Origin of the sequence: Erwinia typographi, from assembly GCF_000773975.1 — a bacterium.
GTDB lineage: Bacteria > Pseudomonadota > Gammaproteobacteria > Enterobacterales > Enterobacteriaceae > Erwinia > Erwinia typographi.
In genome coordinates this window covers 251906-271867 of record NZ_JRUQ01000027.1, presented here as the reverse complement: position 1 = coordinate 271867, position 19962 = coordinate 251906, and the positions used below count along the sequence as shown (strand labels likewise).

Here is a 19962-nt window from a genome sequence, read left to right as displayed (position 1 = left end):
CCCTATTCTATGCCCTACCTTTGGGCACAGGACAGAACGTGATGAAACGGACTAAACAGATCAATCATGCCTCCTTTCGCAAAAGCTGGAGCGCACGACATTTAACCCCGGTAGCCTTAGCGGTCACCGCGGTATTTATGCTTGCCGGTTGTGAACAATCGGATGAAACGGTTTCTCTGTATCAAAATGCCGATGACTGCTCCAGCGCCAACCCTGGCAAAAGCGAGCAGTGTACGACGGCGTTTAACAACGCCAAAAAAGAAGCGGAGAAAACCGCGCCGAAATACGCCACTCGCGAAGACTGCGTGGCGGAGTTTGGCGAAGGTCAGTGCCAGCAGGCGCCAGCTCAGGCAGGCGTGGGCACATCTAACGCAGAATCGCAGCAAAGCGGCAGCTTCTGGATGCCGCTGATGGCGGGCTACATGATGGGCCGGATGATGGGCGGCGGTTTTGGCGGTCAGCAGCAGCCGCTGTTTACCTCTCGTGCGCCAAACAGCCCGGCAAACGGCAAGTTTGTTGATGCCAGCGGCAAAAGTTTTGGCAGCGCGACCCCGGGTCGCACCATGAACGTGCCAAAAACCGCAATGGCGCCAAAGCCAGCCACTACCAGCACGGTAACCCGTGGCGGCTTTGGCGATAGCGTAGCGAAACAGGCCACAGCGCAGCGTAGTAGCGCAACTTCCGGTACCCGCCGCGCTTCAGGGGGCTAATCGCCATGAAGCGTCTTGCTATCGCTGAACGCCCGCACTGGCGTGAAAAGGCTACCGAATACGGTTTTCGCTTTCATACCATGCACGGTGAGCCTTACTGGTGCGAGGAAGCTTACTACCAGTTCACGCTCCAGCAGGTGGAAACGCTGGAAGATGTCACCAGCGAGCTGCACCAGATGTGTTTACAGGTGGTGGAAAAAGTGGTGAACAGCGAAGAGCTGCTCAGCAAATTTCGTATTCCCAAACACACCTGGGATTTTGTCCGCGCCTCGTGGAAAACCAGCCAGCCTTCGCTCTATTCACGTTTGGATCTGGCCTGGGATGGCCAGACCGACGCCAAACTGCTTGAAAACAATGCGGACACGCCAACGTCGCTGTACGAAGCCGCGTTCTTCCAGTGGATCTGGCTGGAAGATCAGCTCGCGGCGGGTAATCTGCCGGCGGGCAGCGATCAGTTCAACAGCCTGCAGGAGAAGCTGATTGAGCGCTTTGCGGCGCTGCATCAGCAGCATGGCTTTAGCTGGCTGCATTTTGCCTGCTGCCGCGATACGGATGAAGATCGCGGGACGGTACAGTATCTACAGGACTGCGCCACGGAGGCCGGGTTACCCAGCGAATTCCTGTTTATTGATGAAATCGGCCTTGGCGAAAAGGGACAGTTCACCGATGTGCATGACCAGGTGATTAGCAATCTGTTCAAGCTCTATCCGTGGGAATTTATGCTGCGAGAGGTGTTCTCGACCAAGCTGGAAGACGCTGGCGTCCGCTGGCTGGAGCCGGGATGGAAAAGCATCATTTCTAATAAAGCGCTGCTGCCGATGCTGTGGAAAATGTTCCCTAACCACCCTAACCTGCTGCCCGCGTATTTTGCAGAAGATGACGTGCCGCAGATGGATAAATACGTGGTTAAACCGCTGTTTTCCCGCGAAGGCGCTAACATTCGTATCGTCGAAAACGGCCGGGAAATCGCCAGCGCAGATGGCCCTTACGGTGAAGAAGGGATGATTGTTCAGCAGTTCCACCCGCTGCCAAAATTTGGCGACAGCTATACGCTGATCGGCAGCTGGTTGATTGACGATCGGCCTGCGGGCATTGGCCTGCGGGAAGATCGCGCGCTGATTACTCAGGATCTGTCGCGCTTCTATCCGCACACATTTATTGAATAAATTGTCTACCGCTCAGTCAGGCACTCTGCGCAGGCAGAGTGCCTGACTGATAAATCTGCGACTCACTCGTGCCCGAACTGCCTCTGACCTTCGATCTCACTGCTCCGGTCTGAACAGACATCTGTCAGCACCACCTTTTACAATAGCGGCCATCCATAAATCAATTACCCGCTCAAATCCTCTTACTCAGTTAACTATTTTTAATCTAAACCGGGCCGGATAGCGCTCCCGGTCACTCTTAGTGTATTAAGCTGTTCTCTTAATAAAAATTCGCTTAATTACGCAAAGACCTCAGGCGAACAAAAAAAATAAAGAAGAAATAACCTATTGAAAAGCATCATCACCATAAAAATAAAAACCCGATAAATTATACCTACAGGCATAACATTATTAAGTAACAAGAAAAGCCAACATTACAGAATTAGACTAAGAAATTGATCGTTATTACAGATCGATACGTCATAAATCAATTGGTACAAACGATTTCCATGCGCCACCCCCGACCTCTAGAATCATGAAAAATTGTAAAGGTTCGTTTGAAAAAACCTTTGATTCATACTTTACTTAGTAGCTTCATACTTTACTTAGTAAAGTAATGTGTTTTTATTCACCTTTAAAAAAACATTACTGCTCTTTATTTTGTTTTAACCCTGTCGCCAGGGCTGCTTCAGCTTCCACAAAACTCATGAAGAGTAGGGTCACTTGTCCCATTACACCGTCGGCTTTGATAGCCATAAGGATATGCAAAATGAAGTCTTCTCAGCTACTTTCTCTGGTTCTGATCTCATTCACTCTGTGCGCCTGTAGCTCCTCCCCCGGACAAAAGAGCGTGCCCAAAAAAACCGGTGATAGTCTGGTTGAGCAAAAGACGGAAGGTAAGAGGTGCGTAGACAACTTCGACATGCTGAAGGGGCTAAATTATGACGCATTTAATCAGTACCGGGCGCAGTTCGATAAAATCAACAACTCCCATGCTTATTTTAAAAGTCATGAGGGACTGATGGAACAGGACCCTAAAGAGCTGATGACGCTTACGCTGAATGACAAACTCAACATGGTCTGTGAGCAAGTAAAAAGCCAGGCATTCCTTGAAATACAAAAAAAAATGAAAGTGATCAGTCAGATTTAGTAAAACCTCTTTTTTCAACAGCAAATAACATCCCGAATTAGAAAAAACAGAAGTCCGCTTTAAAATTCTTGCCGCAGGTTCCATAACCTCCTCTCCGGGGTATGGAGCCTTCTTTTCAAGGAAGGAAAGACATGGAATTCAAATCTAAAAAAGCCGCCGCCCTATTTATTATTTTAAACCATTTATTTGTTTCAACCGCTCTCCCTCTTTTTTCTCCCATTGTCCAGGCAAACTCAGGCATCTCTGCCCTGAGCACCACTATGGAAGAACTTAAGGGCAGCGTTAACGATCTCGCCGATCGAAAACCGACGGATATTCCCCCCCCAACCTTTCAGCAAGATAACGCGCCGCCCACTTTTGCTTCGTCCCCTTTCCTGTCCACACCTTCCTCCCAGTTCAAGACCTCTGCTGATATCGGACCATTCGGAACCCATGAAGGTGACAAAACGGCAAGCAGCAGCGACATTATCGCTCAACTCCCTTCTCTGGAAGGCAGTAAAAACAGCTTATCAGAACAAAAATCCCTGTTTTTAGACGATGATATCAACCGGTCACGCGAAGCGGACAGCTCTCTGCGCCCGCTGGAAGGGGTAAAACAATTTTGGCAAGTCATGGGAACGGATAACCGGACCCAGGCAGGGTTAGGCGTTATTACCGGCATAGCCAACGATATGGCCAGCAATGCCCTGCGGGACTGGATGGGGCAGAGCGGCAACACGCGGCTCCAGTTCAACTCACAGGGTGAGGCCAGCGCGGATTTACTGGTCCCTTTCTGGGATGCGCCAGACACGCTGCTGTTCAGCCAGCAGGGCATTCGCGTCAATAAAGAAAGAACCACCTGGAATCTCGGATTAGGCGTTCGTCACTATGTCTCTGATGACTTTATGCTCGGCCTTAACAGCTTTTATGACCGTGATGTCACGGGCAATAATGCGCGATTTAGCGTAGGCGCCGAAGCCTGGACTCACTTCTTAAAGCTGAGCGCGAATAAATACCAGCGTCTCACTGACTGGCATCAGTCACCGCTTCAGGAGATGGAAGATTACGACGAACGCCCGGCCAATGGGTTTGATGTGGCCGCGGACGCCTGGCTGCCCTTCTATCCCCAGTTTGGCGCCTCGGTAAAATATGAAAAATACTTTGGCAAAGGGATTATCCTGGATAATTCATCCAGCCCCGGCAGTTTGCAAGACTCCCCATCCGCAGTAACCACCACGCTGAATTATACCCCCATTCCCCTGCTGACGTTTAAAGCGGGCCGTAAGTCAGGCAGCAGCTCCGATAGCTTCGTTGGTCTGGATATTAATTATCGATTAGGCGTGTCGTGGAACGAGCAGACGGATAAAGAGACCATCCGGGTCATGCGCAGCCTGCCCGGCGCACGCTACGATTTTGTCGATCGCAATTACAACATCGTTATGCAGTACCGTAAGCAAAACCTGATTTCGCTGTCGCTGCCCTCCTCGGTGACGGCCGAAGCCGCTGCAACTACGGTGATTGAGGCCAGCGTACGAGCAAAATATGGGTTAAAGAAAATTGACTGGCGTGCGCCAGAGCTGCTTGCCGCGGGAGGAACCCTCACGCAGAACTCGGCAACATCCTTAGCCGTCAGGCTGCCTAAGTACCTCCACGATGGGGTTAACAGTTACAAAGTTTCGGCCATCGCCACCGATAATCACGGCAACGAGTCACCGGAAAGTACAGTCATTATTAACCTGGTGCCTCACAGCACCATCATCACGCTGGACGTCAAGCCTGTGGATAACATTGTGGCTAACGGCGTTGACTTCGCGCATCTGCACGCCAAAGTCACCGGCAAGTCTGGTGAATTCATGAGTGACCACAACGTGCGTTTTGTGGTGTCTGGCATCAACGATAATTGTATTCTGAAAGGCAATAACGCCTGCGAAGCGCAGCATGTTACCGACACCTCAGGCATGGCTATCGTACCGCTGGCCTCCACCAAAGCCGGTAAAGTCACCATTTTCTCTCATCTGGATAATGGCAACCGCGACATCAAGACGCTGAACTTCATCGCCGACGGCAGCACCGCCGAGCTGGCTGAGCTGACGGTCGTAGTGAATAACGCCGTAGCCAATGGCAAGGCCGCTAACAAAGCGAAAGTTATTATCGCAGACTACTACGGTAACCCAATCAGCAATGCTGTCGTATCGTTCTCGGTTGATGGCGCCGCCACCCTTTCCAGTCAGTCCGTCGTTACTGACGACAACGGTTCAGCTACCGTTGACATCTCCAGCAAATTGGCCGGCAATAATACGCTGACGGCTTCAGCCAGCGGCATGAGCAAAAGCGCCGCGCTGACCTTTATTGCCGATATCCGCACGGCAAAAATTGACGATCTTTATGCCACCCCGGCGACAGAGCTAAAAGCCGATGGCGCTGACACCACTATTTTGACCGCCGTGGTGAAGGATGCTAACGGCAACATCGTCAGCGGTGCGAACGTGATCTTCAGCGCCTCTGACGGAGCCAAACTGAGCCAGAAGTCGGTCACCACCGACAGCGACGGCTTAGCCAGAGTGAACCTCACCAGCACCGTGGCAGGTAGCAGCACGGTCACCGCAGTCACTGCCGAAGATAAAATCGGTAAAAAAACCGCCATCCACTTTATCGGCGATATCACTACCGGGCAGGTAGACAGCTTCACCGCTTCACCCTCATCAGGGATGGCTGCGAATGACAACGACGCCTCGGAGCTTAAAGCCTGGGTGAAGGACGCTAACGGTAACGCCGTTAGCGGCGTGCTGGTTACGTTCAGCGTGAACGGTAAGGCCAGACTGAGCCAGGGTTCAGCCGTTTCTGGCATCGGCGGACTGGCTACCGTTAGCCTTACCAGCACCCGCGCCAGCAGCAGCACCGTCACCGCGTCAACGTCTTTTGACCCTGTGGGCAAGCAGGTTTCAGTGTCATTTGCTGCAGACCAGGCCACCGCGAGGGTAGTGAGCTTCGAGGCTTCCCCCGTAGACAATATTAAAGCCAACGGCATCGCCACATCGACCCTGACCGCAGTGGTGAAAGACGCCAACGACAACCTTGTCAGCGGGGCGACAGTGAAATTTGAAATATATAGCGTGTATAACAAAGGCAAACTAAGCCACTCCTCAGCCATTACTGACAGCAAGGGCGTCGTTACCATACAGACGAGCAGCACGGTGGCCGATTTCAACATAATACGGGCCTACACCGACTTCGAACCCAATAATTATACCAAAGAGGTTCTCGTCGACTTTATTGCCGACAGTGACACGGCACAAATCCACAGCCTTACTGCGGTGGAAAATTCGAATGTTAAGGCGAACGGTACTGAATACTCAGTGTTGACAGCCATAGTTAAAGATAACTATGGCAATATACTCAACGGGGCAACGGTGACTTTCCGCGTCAATGGCAGTGCTCAGCTGAGTGATACTTCGGTCGTCTCCGGCGTCTCCAGCGGCGGCGGAAAGGCAACGGTGAGACTGACCAGCAAACTGGCAGGGAGCAGCACGGTAACAGCGGTCACGTCATTCGACAAGGTCGGCAAGCAGACCGCCGTTTCCTTTGTTGCCGATGCCAGCACGGCCAGCATTGTCAGCCTGAGCGCCTCACCAGCCGCTGGCGTAACGGCGGACGGAACCTCGGCCTCGTTACTGAAGGCGCTGGTGAAAGACGTCAACGGCAACACTGTGAGCGGCGCGACGGTAACGTTCAGCGTATCCGGCAAAGCAAGCCTGAAGCAGACTTCGGTCATCACCGCCAGCGACGGCTATGCCGCAGTACAGCTGGTAAGCACCTCAGCAAGCAGCAGTACCGTAACCGCAGTGACGGCGCACGATAAAACCGGTAAACAGGCCACCGTTGGCTTCGTGGCGGATATCAGTACAGCGAAGGTATTTAGCCTGTCTGCGTCACCTGAGAGCGGAATAGCGGCCAGCGGCAACCCGGCATCTACCTTAACCACCGTAGTGAAAGATACCGGCGGCAACCTCGTCAGTGGCGTAAAAGTCACTTTCAAAGTCACCGGCATGGCCACGCTGAGTCAGGCTTCTGCCGTTACTGACGACAAAGGTCAGGCAACGGTGACAATTTCCAGCACCGCACCAGGCCGCAATACGGTGACCGCCAGCACTGACAACGACAGCGTCGGTAAACAGATCTCCGTCAGCTTTGTCCCCGATATCAGCTCGGCGAAGATAGATAGCTTTACTGCCTCGCCTGAAAAGGACGTCCTGGCAAACGGCCTTTTCGACTCAAGACTGACCGCTAAGGTGAAAGATGCCAATGGCAACAGCGTCGGCGGCGTGGAAGTGACCTTTAGCGTCAGTGGTAAAGCCAGCCTGAATAAGCCATCCGCAATCACCGATTTCTCAGGCACAGCGACGGTCCGCCTCACCAGCACGTCGGCCAGCAGCAGCACCGTCACCGCCGTCACTGATTTCGACAAAACCGGCAAGAAAGTCTCCGTCAGCTACATTGCTGACTATTACAGTGCGAGAATTGACAGCATTACCGCTACCCCGGCATCAAACATAACGGCCGATGGTTCAGCGATCTCGCTAATCAAAGTCCAGGTAAAAGACCCTCACGGCAACATCGTCAGCGGCGAAAACGTCACCTTCAGGGTGGAGGGTCAAGCGAAGCTGCTCAAGTCGTCAGCGATTACGGATAAGGATGGCTTTGCGACAGTGCAGCTCATCAGCACTACCGTAGGCAACAGCGCCGTTTCCGCCCTAATCAGCGGAAAAGACGAATCCCGCCGCAAGAAGGTCACTGTGACCTTTGTCGCCGACCTTGCCACGGCGAAAATCGACAGTCTTTACGCCTCGCCAACCTCTGGCGTGACGGCCAACGGGGTCGCCAGTTCCACTCTGACGGCGCAGGTAAAAGATGCCAATGGCAACCTTGTTAGCGGCGCGACGGTCACCTTCAGCGTGGACGGGAATGCCAGGCTGGATCAACCCTCAGCAAAAACCGGCAGCAACGGTGTGGCAACGGTCAGGCTGAGCAGTAGTTCCGCCAGTAGCTACACCGTCACCGCCACGACTTCCTTTGATAAAACGGGCAAGCAGGCTGCCGTCGCCTTTGTTGCGGATGCCAGCACGGCAAAAGTAGACAGTTTTAGCGCTTTCCCTTCCACGGCGCAGGCAAATGGTCGCTCCCAGGCCAGGTTGCAGGCCGTCATAAAGGATACTAACGGTAACCTGGTCAGGGGTGTATCCGTATCTTTCACCGCCAGCGGTGGGGCAAAGTTAAGCTCACAATCTGCCGTTACCAATGGCAACGGCGTGGCTAGCGTAGATCTGACCAATACAACCGCAGGCAACAGTACGGTGACCGCCACCACTCCCTCAGACAGAATGGGTAAAAGTACCGTCGTGACCTTTGTGGCCGACGCGGAAACGGCAAGCATTGATAGCCTCACCGCCTCACCCGCAACGGGCGTCAAGGCGAATGGTCTGGCAAGCTCCACCCTGACCGCCAGGGTGAAAGATGCTCACGGTAATATCGTCAGTAATGCCACGGTGGTCTTCAATGCAGGCGAAAAGGCGCGTTTAAGTCAGCCGTCGGCTAAAACAGACAGCAGCGGACTCGCGACGGTACAGGTGACTAATACTACAGCGGAAAGCAGCCTCATCACTGCCGTTACGGCTTATGATACCAATGGTAAGCGGGCTTCCGTTGGCTTCATCGCCGATATCAGTACGGCCGGAGTGGACAGTATTAATGCCGTACCTGCTGCGGATGTCACCGCCAACGGCACGGCGACTTCCCTGATCACGGCTCTCGTGAAAGATACCAATGGCAACCTCGTTAGCGGCGCGAAGGTCATGTTTAGCGTCGAGGGCAAAGCCGCTCTGAAGTCGGTGTCAGCGATATCAAACAGTGAAGGCAAAGCGACGGTCAGCCTCAGCAGCACCTCAGCCACCAGCAGTACCGTCACGGCGCTGACTGACTTTAACAAAACCGGCAAGAAGGTTTCAGTGAGCTTTAAAGCTGATATCGCAACCGCAACCGTAGACAGTCTGAAAGTGTCTAAAGCCTCGGGGATTATCGCCAATGGCAAAGACGCCTCGCTGCTGACGGCTGTAGTGAAAGATACGCATGGCAACACCGTGAGCGGCGCCAAAGTCACCTTCAGCGTTAACGGTAAGGCCGCTCTGAGTCAGCAATCGGCGATAACCAACGGCGAGGGTATCGCTACGGTAAGCCTTACCAGCCTTTCAGCCAGTCTGAGTACGGTGACAGCAAAAGCGGCGGAAGACGTCACCGGAAAACAGGCCTCCGTCGCCTTTATCGCAGACCTTAGCACGGCCAAAGTGGACAGCCTCGCTGCCTCGCCTTCTGCGGGATTAAAAGCTGACGGCACCACGTCGTCGGCCCTTACCGCGCTGGTGAAAGATGCTAACGGTAACCTTGTCAGCAACGCTACCGTAAACTTCAGCGTGAACGGCTCCGGCAAGCTTGACCACGCTTCGGCGACAACGGGCAGTAACGGTAACGCAACGGTCAATTTGACCAGTAAGTTTGCGGGTAACAGTACCGTTATTGCTACCATTACCGGAGACGACACCACTAAACAGGCTACCGTGACATTTATCGCGGACATTACAACGGCGAAAATAGACCGTCTGATCGCTTCACCAGATGCGGACGTTACCGCCAACGACAAAGCCACATCGGCCCTGACGGCTCTGGTTACCGATGCCAACGGTAACCTTGTCAGCAATGCGAAAGTAACCTTCAGCGTAAATGGCCTCGCCACGCTAAAAGAGTCTTCAGCAGTAACCGGCAGTGACGGCTCGGTAACCGTTAATCTGAGCAGTAAATTCGCTGGCGTTAACACGGTGACGGCGGTAACGGAGAGTGACAAAATCGGTAAAAAGGCCTCGGTCACTTTTGTTGCTGACCTGTCGACCTCGAAAATTGACAGCCTGACGGCTTCACCTGCTACCGGTATAGCGGCCAATGGGAAAGCTTTCTCGGTGCTGACCGCCGTAGTGAAGGATGCGAACGGCAACCTCGTCAGTAATGCCAATGTGCTGTTCAACCTGGGGGGTAATGGCAACCTGAGTGCAGTGCAGAAGGCGATGCCCGTCACGAAAGAAAACAGTGTCAACACGATGCAAGCGATAACCGGTAGCGACGGCACCGTTAAGGTATTCCTTACCAGCCCGGCCGCCAGCGTCAGCACCGTGACGGCCACAACGGTCTACGACAAAACGGGCAAGCAGGTTTCGGTGACCTTTATTGCCGATATCAGTACGGCAACCATAGACAGCCTCACCGCTACACCGGTCACGGACGTATTAACTGACGGCAAGGCAACGTCAATCCTGACCGCGCGGGTGAAAGACGCCAATGGCAATATTCTCAGCGGGGCAAAGATTAACTTCAGTCTCACCGGCAATGCCGAACTGAGCCAGCTTTCAGCGGTCAGCAACGGCGAAGGAACGGTTGAAATAAGCCTTTCCAGCAAATTTGCCGGTAACGTAGTAGTAAGCGCGGTCACTGACTATGACAAAGTCGGTAAAAAAGCGTTTGTTTCCTTTATCGCAAATAAAAATACGGCAGCGGTCATTGGTCTGACGGCCACTCCGGCAACCAATATCCCGGCCAACGGGGTAGCCCTCTCAACCATCACGGCGCTGGTGCAGGATGCTAACGCTAACCCAGTCAGCGGGGTAAAAGTCACCTTCAGCATTAACGGTAAAGCCACCCTCAATCAGCTGTCGGCGATTACCGACAGTAACGGTTTCGCTAAGGTGAACCTTACCAGTACCGTTGCGGGTAGCAGCACGGTAAGCGCGGTGACGGATTATGATAAAACTGTCCAGACGGTCTCGGTGATCTTTATCGCCGATCTCAACTCGGCCAGGGTGGACAACCTCACGGCGACGCCGGCACAGGGTATTGCGGCCAACGGCATCGCTTCCTCGACGCTGACTGCACTGGTAAAAGACGCTGACGATAATCCGGTTTCTGGCGCAACGGTGAATTTTACCATCACTGACAGTGCAAAAAATCAGAGCCAGTCAACGGCGATTACGGGTTACAACGGCATAGCCACCACGTTAGTCAACAGTACCGTTTCCGGGAACAGCACCGTCAGGGCGACCATCGAAAAATCTGACGATGTCGGTAAGACCGTGAGCGTCGGTTTCATCGGCGACAGCCAGACTGCCAGCGTGGAGAGTCTGACCGCCTCGCCAACTGAAGGCATTACCGCTGACGGTAAGTCCTCATCTACCCTGTCCGCCGTGGTTAAAGATGCTAAAGGCAACCTCGTTAACGGAGCCGTGGTTCTTTTCAAGGTGTCAGGTCAAGCCAGCCTCAGCCAGCCTTCGGCGAAAACCGGGCCTGACGGCATCGCAACGGTCAACCTCACCAGCACTCTTGAAGGAAGTAGCACCGTCACGGCCACTACCGGTTACGATAAAACCGGGAAACCCGTTACGGTCTCCTTTGTTGCCGGGGACGTCAGCGGCAGCACCTCAACGTTGCAGCTCAGTAAGACCATTCTGCCAGCCGATGCCAAATCCTCGCTGGTCCTGACGCTGACGGCGAAAGACCAGTTCGGCAATAAAACTCAGGGAGCCAATATTACGTTTAGCGTTACCAATGCTGAGGGCGTGAAAATAAGTGCAGTCACCGAGAAGGAAGGGGTCTATACAGCGACGCTGACCAGCGGGGACAAAGCCGCAATTGGCAAAATTTCGGTTCAGCAGAATAAGGCCGAAGTGAAAGATTTGGCTGCTGAGGTAGGGATTTACTCGACAACGTTAAAGCTGGTAGTTAACTAACTTACAGAGAAATTAACTGACCGCTTAAAATATCGGGCCGGTGCATAAAATGGGACGCACCAGCCCGATATTTCACATACTTTTTTATAACAAAGAGGGTGTGAAATAGCGCTTCCCAGCTGGTAAATTCATTGATGTAAAGGAATGACGATGAAATCAAAATGCTTAAAAGCCAATAAAGTCACGCCTGGAATAGCTCTGCTGTTCCTCTTTTTCTCATTTAACGCTGCCGCACTGGAGTGTTATAGTGGCGCGGTGGTCGATGAAGGAGAAGGAATAGGCAAACTTGTGCTGCTCTCCGGCACGCCAAATGGCAGCAGAGTTTGGGAATCAAAAGAATATGTTCGCGATATCACCTGTACCACAAGAATAAACGAGAACGTTTATTTTTACCCTTTTCCTAAAATAAGAAGCCAGCCTGTACCAAAAGGGGTAAAAATGGGGTTGATTTATAATGGAAAAGACCTCGGCACCTTTAATGAAAATTCAGGGGGCGGCAACCGAACTACCGCAATTGACACCGGCTGGAATCTTAACAGAACCACCGCCACCCGCTCATTTCGTATTAAGGCCTACCTGGTTAAAACAGGTGAAATCGATACCAGCATGAGCGTGGAGAAAATACACCTTTTCCAGCTTGATGGAAGAAATGGCTTGAATAATGGCGCTAATGCAAGGAACTATAAATTTAGTCTTTCACAGTGGAATCAAACGGGGATGGTTAATTGTACCAATTCATTTTCCGGCATGTCGTTTACCGTACCTTCTGTTGAAACGGATAAAGCCATTTCGGATACCAGTCGCCATACCATTACTCCCCCTGCCCTCAGTATTTCCTGTAACTCAGACACGGCCGGGCTTGCTAATCTTCTGACCAGCGTAACGGGAACCTTCTCTGTTACAGGCAACCAGATGAAGAACGCCAATAATTATTTCGCCACTGACAGAGAGTATTTTGGTTTTAACGTCGCGCATGATGGAACCGTTATGACGCCAGGCAAAGAAGTGCCGTTAACCCTGATGCTCTCCGGCGGCAAGGCAAAAAAATCGCTACCGTTGACACTTTCTCCACGGATCATGGAACTGAAATTTAATAGCCCCTCATGGCTCTTTATCGATGCAGAAAAAGAAGTGAAAAGTAAAATAACGCCGGTATTCACCCCGCTGTCGGTCAATACCAATTAACCCATTTAAACCGCTGAGAGCAATCTACGCGAAGCATCGGTAACCGCTGAGTAGAGCGATCTATTCAGCGGTCGGTGGGCCAGCTCAGCCCACCTGCACCGACAGCATACTCAGTGAAGCCATCACCAGGCCGTCAACCGGTATGGAAACAGACTCTCCCGGCAGTCGCGCACCCAGTACATACAGCAACGGCAGATAATGCTCCGGCGTGGGGTTAGACAGTTCAGCCCCGTCATGCTGCATAAAATTCACCAGCGGATGCTGCTCTGCTTCACCTTCCCAGCTCAGATTATCCCGCACGTACTCGTTGAAGGAGGAAGCCCACGCGTAAGGTTCCGCGTCGCCCTGCCAGCGCACCATCCGCAGGTTATGCACCACGTTCCCGCTAGCCACAATCATGATTCCCTGTTCCCGCAGCGCAGCAAGCTTGCGGCCCAGCTCAAAGTGAAAGGCGGGAGGTTTTGTCCCGTCGATGCTCAGCTGAACGACAGGAATGTCAGCCTCAGGATACATCTTGATCAATACGCCCCACGAGCCATGATCAAAGCCCCACTGCTGGTCCATCTGTACCTGCACCGGTGCCAACGCGTCTGCCACTTTACGGGCCAGGTCCGGCGATCCGGGAGCAGGATATTGCGTGTCGAACAGCGCCTGCGGGAAACCGCCAAAATCATGGATAGTTCCCGGCTTTTCCATCGCCGTCACCGCTGTTCCTCGCGTGTACCAGTGGGCAGATACCGCTACGATAGCTTTAGGGCGCGGTAAGGTTTTACCCAGCGCTCGCCAGGCTTCGGTATAGACATTCTCTTCCAGCACATTCATTGGGCTGCCATGACCAAGAAAAAGTGCGGGCATACGTGACTGACTCATAATAGTTCCCCTGAATGTGTCGGTTTGATAACGGCCAGATTACGCGCTTTTCCCCGGTGATGAACCCGGATAACCATGATGAAGATCATCAAGAAATTTGAACGGCAAAAGAAGAGAGTGTCTGAGGCTACTGCTGGCCTTTGCCTCAGAAGAGGAGGCGGAGGGGTTCGAAAAAAAGCCGGATACTCCGCACCAAAGACCAGACGACCTGCTGGCTTTGGGAGAGCACCCGGCTTTCTTTACCGTCGCGTTTAGCTTGCCTGACGAGCCTCGTGGCTACGACGCCAGGCAACCAGATCTTCGATAGTCACTACCGGCATGTTGTGCTGCTTAGCAAATACAATCGCTTCAGGCGCGTGCGCCATTGAGCCATCATCATTGGTCAACTCGCACAGCACGCCCGCAGGTTTAAAACCGGCCAGCGTCACCAGATCGATAGTCGCTTCAGTGTGACCACCGCGGCTCAGCACGCCGCCTTCGCGGGCGCGAAGCGGGAAAACGTGGCCGGGACGGTTGAGATCGGAAGGTTTAGCATCGTCGGCGATAGCGGCACGAATAGTGGTGACGCGATCTTTAGCAGAAACGCCGGTGGTCACGCCTTCGGCGGCTTCAATGGTCACGGTAAAACCGGTGCCGTATGAACTGGTGTTATGGTCGACCATCATCGGCAGCTCAAGCTGGCGGCGACGTTCTTCGGTCAGACACAGACAGACGATGCCGCTACCGTGGCGAATGGTCAGCGCCATCTGCTCCACGGTCATGGTTTCCGCTGCGAAGATCATATCGCCTTCGTTCTCGCGATCTTCATCGTCCAATACCATCACGCCGCGCCCGTCGCGCAGAGCTGCAATGGCCCGTTCTACACGCTGCTGGGGCGTGCCAAATTCAGAAAGTAGCGTCTGATTCATGGTAATAAAGCCTTATTGAATGTATGGGTTACCAGAATCAGGGCGTGCTTAGGAGTGTCATGCAGTGACAAAAAATAACGGCGAGGCGGGCGCAGGCCCGGCCAGATACGTTACTCTCTCCCATCCGGACTTTAACCGTCGGCCCCGGAATTACACCGGATCTGCTGACCTCCAGACCGGGAGGTCTGAAGCGCTCGCGGGCTTTCAGCCGAAGCTGATTTACCGCCGGTGGGGAATTTCACCCCGCCCTGAGAATAAGCCTGCTTACTATAACGCCGTTAAAAAATCAGGGCAACGAACAAAATGTGCGATTGGTTTGCCATTTAACGGCTTTGCTTATTTCAGGTTTATCCTTTCGGAATATCGCATTACACTTAAAGAAACTTTGCCGCTACCAGGAAGCCGCTATGATTGACCCCAAAAAAATTGAACAACTTGCCCGCCAGGTTCATGAATCCATGCCTAAAGGCATTCGTGAGTTCGGTGACGACGTTGAGAAAAAAATCCGTCAGACGCTACAGTCGCAGCTCACCCGTTTAGATTTGGTCAATCGCGAAGAGTTTGATGTGCAAACCCAGGTGTTATTACGCACCCGAGAGAAGCTGGCGGCGCTGGAACAGCGTATTGCCGAACTGGAAAGCCGCGGCGTTGAAACGGCAGCCCAGGAAGTGATTAAACCGGAAGACTTACAGTAGTTCTTCCGGTTTTCGCAGCAAAAAGGGGCGATCGCAGATCGCCCCTTTTTTGTATCGGGCCAAGGCCAGCAGATTAATCTCTGGACTTGATCGCCCTGATGATATTGCTGGTCGAGATGCCGTCTTCAAAATTCAGCACCAGAACCTCGCCGCCGTTTGCCCAGACTTCTTTGCTGCCGGCAATATCTTCCGGCTTGTAGTCACCGCCTTTTACCAGCAGATCCGGCAGCACGTCAGCAATCACCCGCTGCGGCGTATCCTCTTCAAAAGGAACAACCCAGTCAACCGCTTCCAGCGCGCCCAGCACGATCATCCGGTTTTCCAGCGGATTAATCGGACGGCTTTCGCCCTTCAGGCGTTTGGTTGAAGCATCGCTGTTGACCGCCACGATCAGCCTGTCGCCCAGCTTGCGCGCGTTGGCAAGATAGGAGACGTGGCCCGCGTGCAAAATATCAAAGCAGCCGTTGGTCATCACCACCTTCTCGCCACGGCGGCGAGCCAGCGCTACTGCTTCCTTCAGCTGCGCTTCGTCCATCACGCCAAAACCGGATTCCGGGCGGGCGCGAATGGCGTTTTCCAGCTCAACGGGAGAGACCGTAGACGTCCCCAGCTTGCCGACCACCACGCCAGCGGCGGCATTAGCCAGGAAACAGCTCTCTTCCAGCGTGTTGCCCGCGGCCAGAGCGGCGGCCAGCACGCCAATCACCGTATCTCCGGCGCCGGTCACGTCATACACTTCCTGCGCCTGGGTCGGCAGATGGAACGGTTTTTTACCCGGTTGCAGCAGCGTCATGCCGTTTTCTGAGCGGGTCACCAGCAGCGCCGACAGCTCAAAAGTCGCCATCAGCGCCATGCCGCGCTCAACAATTTCCGCTTCGTCTTTGCACTTGCCGACTACCGCTTCAAACTCAGACAGGTTTGGCGTCAGGATAGTCGCCCCGCGATAGCGTTCAAAATCCGTGCCTTTCGGATCGACCAGCACCGGTACTTTTGCCTCACGGGCAATCTGGATGATGGTCTCCACGCTGGCCAGCGCCCCTTTGGCATAGTCAGAAAGCACCAGCGCGCCGCTTGCTGGCAGCGCCTGGCGGATGCGCTGGTGCAGAGGCTCAGGGTCCACGCCCTCAAACCCCTCTTCGAAATCAAGACGGATCAGCTGCTGGTTGCGTGACAGGATACGCAGCTTGGTGATGGTAGGATGGGTGGATACCGCCACGAAATCACACTGAACGTTGACGCCGCTGAGGGTGGCATTCAGCGCACGCGCCGCATCATCTGCGCCCGTTAAGCCCACCAGACGGGAGCCAGCGCCCAGCGAGGCGATGTTCATGGCAACGTTGGCCGCGCCGCCCGGGCGCTCCTCAACGGTGTCGACCTTCACCACGGGAACCGGGGCTTCAGGGGAGATGCGGCTGGTTGGGCCGTACCAGTAGCGATCCAGCATCACGTCGCCAACCACCAGAACACCTGCACGGTTAAAATCGGGCAGAGTAATTTTCATTCCAGACACTCCAGGCTGAAGTCAAAAATATTGCGCGCGATGATAGCATAAGCAGACTATCCCGCACATTTCCCCCCGCGCCGCCAGACGGCCGCGGAGAGTATTTACTCGTCAAACCAGCGCTGCCAGCTGCTGTTGACTACCGACTGCTCGGCGCTGAACGCTTCAGGCGACACATGGCCCGGTAGCTCCTGCAACGCCAGATGATGCAGCTCATCGCGCAGCGTGGTATAGGCTACGGTCAGCGCCTGCGCCTCCTCTTCGGCCATACGACCACTGTTAGCCATCAGCGCCAGAATACGCACGTTATCGGACCAGCGCGTCAGTTTGGGTTCACTGGCCGCAAAGCGTAAGACCAGATACTGGGTGATGAATTCAATATCGGTAATCCCTCCACGGTCGGCTTTGAGATCCCAGCGACCTTTCTGCTTGTTGCCAAGGTGCGCCCGCATTTTGGCCCGCATTTCCCGCACCTCACTCTTCAATTTGTCCGCGTCGCGCGGCAGACAGAGGATCCCGCGGCGAATATCATCAAAACGCTGGCTCAGCGCAGGCTCGCCGAATACGATGCGGGCACGCACCAGCGCCTGGTGTTCCCAGGTCCAGGCTTCGTTGCGCTGATAGTCGTCAAAGGCTTCGAAAGTGCTGACCAGCATCCCGGCGGCGCCAGAGGGGCGCAGGCGAGCATCCACCTCATACAGAATGCCCGACGAGGTGCGCGTGCTGAACAGGTGCATAACCCGCTGTGCCAGCCGCAGGTAAAACTGCCTGCCGTCAATGCTTCGCTCGCCGTCGGTGACGGCATCTGCCGGACAATCATGCAGGAAGACCAGATCCAGATCGGAGCTATAGCCCAACTCCCAGCCGCCGAGCTTCCCGTAGCCCACTACGGCGAACCCGCGCTCCTGCTGCTGGCTGAGGTGCGAAGGTCGTCCGTAGCGCTGCACCATCATCTGCCACGCCTGCTGCACCACTTGCTCAACGATCGCTTCCGCCAGCCAGGTCAGATGGTCGCTGACCTTCATCACCGGCAGCGTCTCAGCGATATCTGCGGCGGCAATACGCAGATGCTGCGCCTGTTTAAACTGGCGCAGCGCTTCCAGCTGCTGCTCCTCATCCTCTTCAGGAATGCGCAGCAGATACTGCCGCAGCTCGTCGCGGTAGGCATCGGTCGCCGTAGGTTGATAGAGCGTGGCCGGGTCCAGCAGCTCGTCAAGCAGCAGCGGGTAACGGGCCAACTGGCTGGCCACCATCGGCGAAGCCGCACAGAGACGAATCAGATGCTTTAATGCGCCGTGGAACTCGGTCAGCAGTTCCAGGTAAGTGGTGCGGGTAACCACGCCGAGCAGCAGCGGCGTCAGCCGGCTTAATGCGACGGCGGCATCCGGCCTGGGGCACACTTCACTCAGCAACCGTGGCATCAGCTGGTCCAGCGCCTGGCGCCCTCGCGGCCCGATGGTGCGCTTATCCACATCCTGACGGAAATCCGTAATCGCCTGAAGCAGGCGCTGGCGCCCTTCGCTTTCAAGATGGGGAACCAGCGGCGCCAGCTCGGCCTCCTCCAGCCGATCCTGCCAGAGCACGCCATATTCATCGGCTTCTTTGCCGCCGCCGGTATCCGGCGTGTCGTCACCGATCAAGTCGTCAAAAATAGCGCGCACGGCCGCCATATGTGCTTCAAGCTGCCTGGTCAGCAGCGGCCAGCCGTCAACACCCATCGCCCAGGCAAGGCGTTCACGATTCAACTCATCCGCAGGCAGCGTTTGCGTCTGCTCATCGCCGATGCTTTGCAGCAGATTCTCCAGCCGACGCAGGTAGAGATAGGCCTCCCCCAACTGGCTCACCTGTCCGGCAGAGAGCAGATTCAGCTCGCCAATGGCCTGAAGGGTCGGCAGCAGAGAACGCAGCTGAAGCGAACGCTCGCGGCCACCGCGGATCAGCTGGAAAACCTGCACGATAAATTCCGTTTCGCGGATGCCGCCAGCCCCCAGCTTGATGTTATCGGTCAGGCCCCGCCGCCGGACTTCGCGAGCGATCATGCTTTTCATATTGCGCAGCGACTGAATCACGCTGAAATCGATATAGCGGCGGTAGATAAACGGTCGCAGCATCTGCTGTAGTTCCTGGCTCCAGCGGTCTCCGTCGCCGCCCATCAGCCGCGCTTTGACCATCGCGTAGCGCTCCCAGTCGCGCCCCTGCTCCTGATAGTAATCCTCCAGCGCGGCGAAGCTGAGAACCAGCGGCCCGCTATCGCCAAACGGCCTGAGGCGCATATCCACCCGATAGACGAAGCCGTCTACCGTGGGCTGATCGAGCACTTTAATCAGACGCTGCCCCAGCCGGGTGAAGAACTGGGCATTATCCAGCTCGCGGCGACCGCCGGTTGTGCAGCCGTTTTCCGGCCAGGTAAAAATCAGATCGATATCAGAGGAGAAGTTCAGCTCGCCGCCGCCCAGCTTGCCCATCCCGAGGATCAGCAAAGGCTGCGGCTCACCGGCAGCGTTCACCGGCGTACCGAATTCGCGGCAGCAGGCCTGCCACAACCAGTCACGCGCGGCGACAATCAGCGTTTCCGCCAGTACGCTCAGCTGCTGGAGTGATTGCCCGGTGGTACTGACGGCCAGCGTTTGCATCCAGGCGATGCGGGTCAGCATATATCGCCGGAACAGGCGCAGCTCGCGCATCAGGGCAGTTTCATCCGTCACGCCAGCCAGTTTATCCGTCAGCCAGCCAGCGTAGTGCTGCCACTCTCCCGGCTGAGGCGGCTCCTGCCGCAGCGCCTGCCACCATTCGGGATAACGCGTCAGGTTCTCATGTACAAAATCACTGAAAACCAGCACGCTCTGCTGTTCGGCACTCAACTCTCCCAGTTCAGGACTGAGCTGAGAGAGTTGAGCCGTCAGCGACGGCGGCAAAATCCGGGAAGGCGTTGGCAACATAAAAACTCCCTGTTTCAGGCGTTATTCACTTGGTTCTCTGAGAGCCCTGGCGCGGTGA

The 19962-nt window shown here is 54.7% G+C and carries 10 protein-coding genes and 1 riboswitch; of the genes, 6 read left to right on the top strand and 4 right to left on the bottom strand.

Annotation, left to right across the window (positions count from 1 at the left end; all coding sequences use genetic code 11):
* Positions 1-41 precede the first annotated feature (41 nt).
* From NG99_RS08500 to NG99_RS08480, 5 genes are all read left to right on the top strand, one after another.
* Positions 42-710 carry a DUF1190 family protein gene (locus NG99_RS08500; protein WP_034890818.1) on the top strand — a complete coding sequence of 223 codons (669 nt, stop codon included), beginning with the start codon at positions 42-44 and terminating at the stop codon, positions 708-710.
* Between the two features lie 5 nt (positions 711-715).
* The gene (locus tag NG99_RS08495; RefSeq protein WP_034890815.1) at positions 716-1876 is read left to right on the top strand and encodes a glutathionylspermidine synthase family protein; all 1161 of its coding nucleotides are present in this window, start codon (positions 716-718) and stop codon (positions 1874-1876) included.
* Positions 1877-2624: 748 nt separating this feature from the next.
* Positions 2625-3005 (top strand): hypothetical protein, encoded by a 381-nt coding sequence (locus NG99_RS29905; RefSeq protein ID WP_052130623.1) that lies wholly within the window; start codon positions 2625-2627, stop codon positions 3003-3005.
* Positions 3006-3265: 260 nt separating this feature from the next.
* Positions 3266-11806, top strand: coding sequence for an Ig-like domain-containing protein (locus NG99_RS29195; protein ID WP_198138748.1), 8541 nt, complete (start codon positions 3266-3268; stop codon positions 11804-11806).
* A gap of 150 nt (positions 11807-11956) precedes the next feature.
* Positions 11957-12991, top strand: coding sequence for a hypothetical protein (locus tag NG99_RS08480; protein ID WP_034890810.1), 1035 nt, complete (start codon positions 11957-11959; stop codon positions 12989-12991).
* 84 nt (positions 12992-13075) lie between these two features.
* Here the strand turns inward: NG99_RS08480 and ygiD are convergent, their stop codons facing one another.
* Positions 13076-13861, bottom strand: a complete 786-nt coding sequence (ygiD, locus tag NG99_RS08475; protein WP_034890807.1) for a 4,5-DOPA-extradiol-dioxygenase — start codon at positions 13859-13861, stop codon at positions 13076-13078.
* A gap of 251 nt (positions 13862-14112) precedes the next feature.
* Entirely contained in the window at positions 14113-14769 is a 657-nt protein-coding gene (ribB, locus tag NG99_RS08470) for a 3,4-dihydroxy-2-butanone-4-phosphate synthase (protein ID WP_034890805.1), read from the bottom strand.
* Between the two features lie 108 nt (positions 14770-14877).
* Positions 14878-15029: riboswitch (FMN riboswitch) on the bottom strand.
* Between the two features lie 147 nt (positions 15030-15176).
* Between ribB and ubiK the strand changes: the two genes are divergently transcribed.
* Positions 15177-15464 (top strand): ubiquinone biosynthesis accessory factor UbiK, encoded by a 288-nt coding sequence (gene ubiK, locus NG99_RS08465; protein ID WP_034890804.1) that lies wholly within the window; start codon positions 15177-15179, stop codon positions 15462-15464.
* A gap of 73 nt (positions 15465-15537) precedes the next feature.
* Here the strand turns inward: ubiK and hldE are convergent, their stop codons facing one another.
* Both hldE and glnE read right to left on the bottom strand, forming a co-directional pair.
* The gene (hldE, locus tag NG99_RS08460) at positions 15538-16965 is read right to left on the bottom strand and encodes a bifunctional D-glycero-beta-D-manno-heptose-7-phosphate kinase/D-glycero-beta-D-manno-heptose 1-phosphate adenylyltransferase HldE (RefSeq protein WP_034890802.1); all 1428 of its coding nucleotides are present in this window, start codon (positions 16963-16965) and stop codon (positions 15538-15540) included.
* Between the two features lie 104 nt (positions 16966-17069).
* The gene (gene glnE, locus NG99_RS08455; RefSeq protein ID WP_034890800.1) at positions 17070-19904 is read right to left on the bottom strand and encodes a bifunctional [glutamate--ammonia ligase]-adenylyl-L-tyrosine phosphorylase/[glutamate--ammonia-ligase] adenylyltransferase; all 2835 of its coding nucleotides are present in this window, start codon (positions 19902-19904) and stop codon (positions 17070-17072) included.
* Between the last annotated feature and the right edge of the window lie 58 nt (positions 19905-19962).

Coding starts and splice junctions, on each gene's coding strand:
- NG99_RS08500 (WP_034890818.1), top strand. CDS start 42: ATGAAACGGACTAAACAGATCAATCATGCCTCCTTTCGCAAAAGCTGG.
- NG99_RS08495 (WP_034890815.1), top strand. CDS start 716: ATGAAGCGTCTTGCTATCGCTGAACGCCCGCACTGGCGTGAAAAGGCT.
- NG99_RS29905 (WP_052130623.1), top strand. CDS start 2,625: ATGAAGTCTTCTCAGCTACTTTCTCTGGTTCTGATCTCATTCACTCTG.
- NG99_RS29195 (WP_198138748.1), top strand. CDS start 3,266: ATGGAAGAACTTAAGGGCAGCGTTAACGATCTCGCCGATCGAAAACCG.
- NG99_RS08480 (WP_034890810.1), top strand. CDS start 11,957: ATGAAATCAAAATGCTTAAAAGCCAATAAAGTCACGCCTGGAATAGCT.
- ygiD (WP_034890807.1), bottom strand. CDS start 13,861: ATGAGTCAGTCACGTATGCCCGCACTTTTTCTTGGTCATGGCAGCCCA.
- ribB (WP_034890805.1), bottom strand. CDS start 14,769: ATGAATCAGACGCTACTTTCTGAATTTGGCACGCCCCAGCAGCGTGTA.
- ubiK (WP_034890804.1), top strand. CDS start 15,177: ATGATTGACCCCAAAAAAATTGAACAACTTGCCCGCCAGGTTCATGAA.
- hldE (WP_034890802.1), bottom strand. CDS start 16,965: ATGAAAATTACTCTGCCCGATTTTAACCGTGCAGGTGTTCTGGTGGTT.
- glnE (WP_034890800.1), bottom strand. CDS start 19,904: ATGTTGCCAACGCCTTCCCGGATTTTGCCGCCGTCGCTGACGGCTCAA.